This is a genomic window from Rhodococcus chondri (genome assembly GCF_036327435.1).
Taxonomy (GTDB): domain Bacteria; phylum Actinomycetota; class Actinomycetes; order Mycobacteriales; family Mycobacteriaceae; genus Rhodococcus; species Rhodococcus chondri.
Window position 1 is genome coordinate 1 of record NZ_JAUZMZ010000234.1, and the last position, 5,776, is coordinate 5,776.

Genomic DNA, 5,776 nt, shown 5'->3' on the forward strand with positions numbered 1-5,776 from the left:
TACGTGTTCGAGGCGTCCACCGCCGGGCAGCGGGCACTGTACGAGCCGGGCCTGACCGGCATCCCGATCGTCAACGTGAACAACAACTGCGCGACCGGGTCGACGGCGCTGATGATGGCCCGCGAGTGGGTGCAGGGCGGATTCGCCGACTGCGCGCTGGCCGTGGGCTTCGAGAAGATGACGAAGACGGCGCTCACCGGCACCGGGGAACTGCCCAAGGTCACGCCTCTCGACGACCAGCTGAAGGTGATGATCGAGAAGTTCGGCTGGGGCCGCGGCCCGATGACCGCGCAGCTCTTCGGCAACGCCGCGGTCGAGCACATGGATCGATACGGCACCACCGCCGAGCAGATCGCGGCGGTCGCGGTCAAGAACCACAAGCATTCGACCAACAATCCGTATGCGCAGTTCCAGGACGAGTACACCCTCGAGCAGGTACTGGGCGACAAGGTGATTCACGCCCCGCTCACCCGTTCGCAGTGCTCGCCCACTTCGGATGGTGCCGGCGCCGCGATCATCGTCAGTGAGAAGTTCGTGCGCGAGCACGGTCTCGAGGACCAGGCAATCGAGATCGTCGCACAGGCGCTCACCACCGACAGCGACGAGGCGTTCGCGGAGAAGTCGATGATCGACATCGTCGGTGCCCCGATGACCCGCGCGGCTGCCGCGCAGGTCTTCGCGCAGGCCGATCTGACGATCGACGACGTCGACGTGGTCGAACTGCACGACTGCTTCGCGATCAACGAGATCATCACGTACGAGGGTCTGGGCATGTGTGCGCCCGGCGACGGCGGCAAACTCGTCGAATCCGGTGCAACCACCTACGGCGGACGATGGGTGGTCAACCCGTCCGGCGGTCTGATCTCGAAGGGGCACCCCCTCGGCGCCACCGGCCTCGCGCAGTGTGCGGAGCTCAACTGGCAACTGCGCGGACAGGCGGATGCCCGGCAGGTCGACGGCGCGTCCGTGGCCCTGCAACACAACCTCGGTCTCGGTGGGGCGTGTGTCGTCACCCTCTACCGGTCCGGCACCATCTCCAGGGAGGCATAGCCCCGTGCCGATCGACGTGAGCGCCGCGCTGTCTGCCGCCCCCACCGTCCGCGAAGCGGCTTGGACCGAGCGGGACGTGATCCTCTATCACCTCGGTCTCGGTGCGGGCGCCGACTCGCTGGACCCTGCCGAACTCGGCTGGGTGTACGAGAAGAACCTGCGGGTCCTGCCGACCTTCGCGATGGTCGCCGGCCAGGGTGTCTCGTCCGGTGCGCCGTCGCGGGCCGGAATGAACCTGCCCGGCATCGACATCGACCTGCGCAAGATCCTGCACGGTGGACAGTCGCTCACCGAGCACGCTCCGATCCCGGCGTCGGGCACGGCCACGATTTCGTCGCGGGTCGCCGACGTCTGGGACAAGGGCAAGGCCGCAGTGATCGTGCTCGAGCAGTCCGCCGGGGACGCTGACGGAAATCCGTTGTGGACCACCGGAATGCAGATCTGGGCACGCGGCGAGGGCGGGTTCGGCGGCGAGCCCGGGCCGGAGGTGACCGCCGCGATGCCCGATCGTGAGGCCGACAAGGTACTGGTGTCGACCACCGACCCCAGGCAGGCGCTGGTGTACCGGCTCAGCGGAGACCTGAACCCGCTGCACGCCGACCCGTCGTTCGCGCAGATGGCCGGCTTCGACCGGCCGATCCTGCACGGCCTCGCGTCGTACGGCATCGTGTGCAAGGCAGTGGTCGACGGTGTGCTCGACGGGGATCCGAGCCGGATCAAGTCGTTCTCGGCCCGGTTCGCGGGATCTCTGTATCCCGGGGAGACCATCGAAACTGCTGTCTGGCGAGAGGGCGATACCCTTACCCTCCTCGCCACCTGTCCCGAGAGGGACGGGCAGGCGGTACTCACGCACGCAACCGTGGAGGTCCTGTGACATCGGATCCGAACATCCATCCGACGGTGGACAACGCGCCGGACGGCACGGTGCTGACCTCGGCGCCGCAGGACACTGCGATCGACCGGGCCGCTGCCGCCGCCCGACGGGTGGTGGACGCACTGCTGCGCACCGACCCCGTCAACGCGAACCTGGAGCGGGTCGCGGAGGAACTCGACAGTATCGCCGCACATCTCGAGGAGCACGCGCCCGAGGTCGAGGACCGGCTGATCGACATGTGGCACGGCGAGGGCGTCACCCGTCACGACCCTGCCACCGGGCCGGAGAACGCGCTGGCTCCACCGCTGGTACTGGCCGGGCGCGCAGACGGATCGGTGGAAGGTGTTGTCCAGCTGACCTTCCCGTACCAGGGGCCTCCCGGCCACGTGCACGGCGGGGTCGCGGCGCTACTCCTCGATCACACCCTCGGAGTGGCGAACGCATGGGCAGGGCGCAGTGGCGCCACGGCGCAGCTCAACGTCCGGTATCACCGTCCCACGCCCCTGTTCGAGCCGTTGACGATCTGTGGCCGGCTGGTCTCCCAGGAAGGCCGCAAGATCAACACCATCGGTGAGATCAAGACCGCGGACGGCACGGTGTGTGTCTCCGTCGAGGCCTTGTTCATCGACAAGACAGTCCCGCGTCCGCGCTGACGCATCTACTCGACGGTTCGGCCGGGGTCGGTGGAACACCGCCCCGGCCGAAGCGTCGAAGTGCCGATCCGATCCGGCTAGGGCCCTTCCGACACAACCAGTTTCCGCGCCCACCGGTAGTCGGCCTTACCGCTCGGCGACCGCTGCACCTCCGGGACGACGACGATCTTCCGCGGAATCTTGTAGCCGGCGACGAGTGTGCGGCAATGGTCGGCCAGGGTGTCGACATCGACCGACATACCGGCGCGCACCTGCACGACCGCAGCGACCCTCTCCCCGAACCTCGGGTCCGGGCCCCCACCACCACCACGTCCTCGATCGCCGGATGTGCCATCAGTGCAATTTCGACTTCTTCGGGGAAGATCTTCTCGCCGATGAGCCCCACGTACGCCCCTGACCGAACCGCACTCCTGCGGATCGACGACCTGGTCGTCGAGTACCCGACCGCAGGCGGAACAATACACGCCGTCTCCGGGGTCAGCTTCGACGTCCGACGTGGCGAAACACTCGGCATCGTGGGCGAATCCGGATCCGGAAAGTCGACCCTCCTCCGCGCCGTCCTGCGATTGACTCCCGTCACCGGCGGGGCGGTGCACTACGGGGACCATGAACTGACCTCGCTGACGGGCGAGGAGATGCGACAACTCCGCCCCGATCTGCAGATGATCATCCAGGATCCGATCGCGTCGCTGAATCCACGCCGGACCGTTCGAGAACTCGTCGCGGAGGGTCTGCGGATCTGGCCGCAGCGGGTGACCGACACCGTCGACGAGCAGGTCCGCAGAGGTCTCGACGCCGTCTCACTCGACGTCGATCTCGTCGGTGACCGACGACCGAAGTCGTTCTCCGGCGGTCAATGTCAGCGCATCGCGATCGCCCGGGCGTTGGCCCTGCAGCCGCGGGTCCTCTTCTGCGACGAGCCGGTCTCCGCACTCGACGTCTCGGTTCAGGCACGCATCCTCAATCTCATCCGCGAACTGCGCCGCACCCTGGATCTGACGGTCGTGTTCGTCTCTCATGACCTCGGCGTCGTCAAGAACGTCAGTGATCGCGTCATGGTGCTGTACCTCGGACGGGTCTGTGAGCTCGCTCCGGCAGAGCAGTTCTTCGCCGCGCCCGCTCATCCCTACTCACGTCTGCTGCTGTCGGCGGCACCCGGCTCGGGGCAGGCACCCGAGCACGAGCAGACCGGCGAACCGCCCTCTCCGCTCGATCCGCCGTCCGGATGCCGGTTCCGCAGCCGATGCCCTCAGGCACAAGAGATCTGCGCTACCGATGTACCCGAACCACGCGACATCGGGAACAACCACTTCGTCGCCTGCCATTTTCCGTTGCTGCCGACCGTTCGGGACTGAACCACCCGTACGCACTCGCCGGACGCCCGAGCCGGCAGTGGACCCGCAAGCGGTGAGGGGCGGTACCCGTCGACGGGACGTTCGTCGACAGCTGAACGCCGCCCGGCCCCTCGGGCTTCGCGGCACAATGGTCGGCATGGATCCGAAGCAGCGCACCATCGTGGACCTGGCTGCAGTGCGCGCCGGGCGAGTGCCCCGGCCGCGGGACGCGCGAACGCCGAAGCCGGAACCCCGGCTGCTCCGGCAGGTCTACGGCGAAGTGCTGCGGGACGAGCGCCGCGACCAGGACCGCAGCCTCGACGACGTCGCCCGCGCCGTGGGGATGTCCAAGCAGTACCTGTCGGAGGTCGAGCGCGGCCGCAAGGAACCCTCGTCGGAGATCCTGCGGTCGGTGTGCGCTGCGCTGGACCTGCCGATGGAGCAGCTGCTCGCGCGGGGAATCCGCCGGATGACCGCGCACCGCACCCTGCGTGCCGCCCCCGGCCGCGGCATCGAACTGTGCGCGGCGTAACCGCTAGAGGCTGTCGCGGTTGACGAGGACGTGGTCGGCGAGCCCGTAGGCCACCGCGTCGTGCGGGGAGAAGATGCGGTCGCGGTCGGTGTCGCGGCGCAGTTGCTCGACGTCGCGTCCGGTGTGGGCGGCGAGGATTTCCTCGGTCTGCTCCCGCACACGCATCACTTCGGCGGCCTGCAGCGCAAGGTCGGAGATGGTGCCCTGCCCTTGCGCGGACGGCTGGTGCAGCAGCACCCGCGAATGCGCGAGCACGTGCCGGCGCCCGGGGGCCCCGGCGGCGAGCAGGACCGCCGCTGCCGACCCCGCCTGCCCCATGCAGTACGTCGCGACGGTCGCCCGGAGGAACTGCATGGTGTCGTAGATCGCGAGCATCGCGGTCGACGATCCGCCCGGCGAGTTGATGTACAGACCGATCTCGAGATCGGGCGTTTCCGCTTCGAGATGAAGCATCTGCGCCATCACCACATTCGCGACACCGTCGTCGATCTCGGTGCCCAGGAAGATAATTCGCTCGTTGAGGAGCCGGCTGAACACGTCGAAGGACCGTTCTCCCGCCGGAGTCCGCTCGATGACGCTCGGGATGGTGTAGGTGCTCATGACAATCCGATCGGCCGGCCCGCGCCGAACGGCGCGAGTTCGGCGAACGAGCCGACCACGTCGTCGATGATTCCGTAGTCGCGGGCCTGTTCGGGCGTGAACCAGCGGTCGCGGTCGCTGTCGCGTTCGATTTCCTCCATGGACCGTCCGGTGGCGTCGGCGAGGATCTGCTGCGACTGCCGCTTCATGTACTCGAGGTTCTCGGCCTGGATGGCGATATCGACGGCCGTACCGGCAAAGCCGGCCGACGGCTGGTGCATCATGATGCGGCTGTGCGCCAAACTGACGCGTTTGCCCTTCGTTCCGGCGGCGAGGAGCACCTGCCCCATACTCGCGGCGAAGCCCACGGCGACCGTGGCCACATCGTTGGGAACGAGCATCATGGTGTCGTAGATCGCCAGACCGGCGAGCACGGATCCGCCCGGTGAGTTGATGTGCAGGACGATGTCGCGGCGGTCGTCGGCGGAGGCGAGCAAGACCAGTTCGGAGCAGAGGCGCTCGGCCATCTCGTCGTTCACTTCGCCGGTCAATTGCAGGATGCGTTGCCGAAAGAGCCTGTCGGCGAGCTGCTCGCGATAATTGAGTGATGCGCTTGTCGTCATGGACCCAGGGCGCCGTAGTTGTTGATTAGCGACCCCGTGAGCTGGGGTTTTCGTTTTATTCGAGGTGCTGTCCGGGCCGGTGGAGCGGGCATGGGGACAGGGATTGATCATGGGTGTGTCTTACGCATCCA

At 67.4% G+C, this 5,776-nt stretch carries 8 protein-coding genes; 5 read left to right on the forward strand and 3 right to left on the reverse strand.

The window, feature by feature from the left end; all coding sequences use genetic code 11:
• The 3 genes from Q8814_RS23805 to Q8814_RS23815 all read left to right on the forward strand — a co-directional run.
• Positions 1 to 1,050: thiolase C-terminal domain-containing protein (locus tag Q8814_RS23805; protein WP_330154440.1), on the forward strand; the 1,050-nt coding region annotated here is incomplete at its 5' end.
• A 4-nt stretch (positions 1,051 to 1,054) separates the two neighbouring features.
• The gene (locus Q8814_RS23810; RefSeq protein ID WP_330154441.1) at positions 1,055 to 1,924 is read left to right on the forward strand and encodes a MaoC/PaaZ C-terminal domain-containing protein; all 870 of its coding nucleotides are present in this window, start codon (positions 1,055 to 1,057) and stop codon (positions 1,922 to 1,924) included.
• Positions 1,921 to 2,577: a PaaI family thioesterase gene (locus tag Q8814_RS23815; protein WP_330154442.1), complete on the forward strand. Its 657-nt coding sequence runs from the start codon at positions 1,921 to 1,923 to the stop codon at positions 2,575 to 2,577. The genes Q8814_RS23810 and Q8814_RS23815 overlap by 4 nt, the downstream gene beginning before the upstream one ends.
• 77 nt (positions 2,578 to 2,654) lie before the next feature.
• Here Q8814_RS23815 and Q8814_RS23820 read toward each other — a convergent pair whose 3' ends face one another.
• On the reverse strand, positions 2,655 to 2,816 hold the full coding sequence (locus Q8814_RS23820; RefSeq protein ID WP_330154443.1) for a hypothetical protein: 162 nt from the start codon (positions 2,814 to 2,816) through the stop codon (positions 2,655 to 2,657).
• A 135-nt stretch (positions 2,817 to 2,951) separates the two neighbouring features.
• Between Q8814_RS23820 and Q8814_RS23825 the strand changes: the two genes are divergently transcribed.
• The gene (locus Q8814_RS23825) at positions 2,952 to 3,932 is read left to right on the forward strand and encodes an ABC transporter ATP-binding protein (protein WP_330154444.1); all 981 of its coding nucleotides are present in this window, start codon (positions 2,952 to 2,954) and stop codon (positions 3,930 to 3,932) included.
• Positions 3,933 to 4,059: 127 nt separating this feature from the next.
• Positions 4,060 to 4,443, forward strand: coding sequence for a helix-turn-helix domain-containing protein (locus Q8814_RS23830; protein WP_330154447.1), 384 nt, complete (start codon positions 4,060 to 4,062; stop codon positions 4,441 to 4,443).
• Positions 4,444 to 4,446: 3 nt separating this feature from the next.
• On the opposite strand, the gene Q8814_RS23835 is transcribed toward Q8814_RS23830, so the two are convergent.
• On the reverse strand, positions 4,447 to 5,043 hold the full coding sequence (locus Q8814_RS23835; protein ID WP_330154445.1) for an ATP-dependent Clp protease proteolytic subunit: 597 nt from the start codon (positions 5,041 to 5,043) through the stop codon (positions 4,447 to 4,449).
• Entirely contained in the window at positions 5,040 to 5,645 is a 606-nt protein-coding gene (locus Q8814_RS23840; RefSeq protein ID WP_330154446.1) for a ClpP family protease, read from the reverse strand. The genes Q8814_RS23835 and Q8814_RS23840 overlap by 4 nt, the downstream gene beginning before the upstream one ends.
• Positions 5,646 to 5,776: the final 131 nt, after the last annotated feature.

Bases quoted from the DNA above. Each gene is read 5' to 3' on its own strand.
- Q8814_RS23820 (WP_330154443.1), bottom strand. From the start codon at position 2,816: ATGTCGGTCGATGTCGACACCCTGGCCGACCATTGCCGCACACTCGTC.
- Q8814_RS23825 (WP_330154444.1), top strand. From the start codon at position 2,952: ATGAGCCCCACGTACGCCCCTGACCGAACCGCACTCCTGCGGATCGAC.
- Q8814_RS23830 (WP_330154447.1), top strand. From the start codon at position 4,060: ATGGTCGGCATGGATCCGAAGCAGCGCACCATCGTGGACCTGGCTGCA.
- Q8814_RS23835 (WP_330154445.1), bottom strand. From the start codon at position 5,043: ATGAGCACCTACACCATCCCGAGCGTCATCGAGCGGACTCCGGCGGGA.
- Q8814_RS23840 (WP_330154446.1), bottom strand. From the start codon at position 5,645: ATGACGACAAGCGCATCACTCAATTATCGCGAGCAGCTCGCCGACAGG.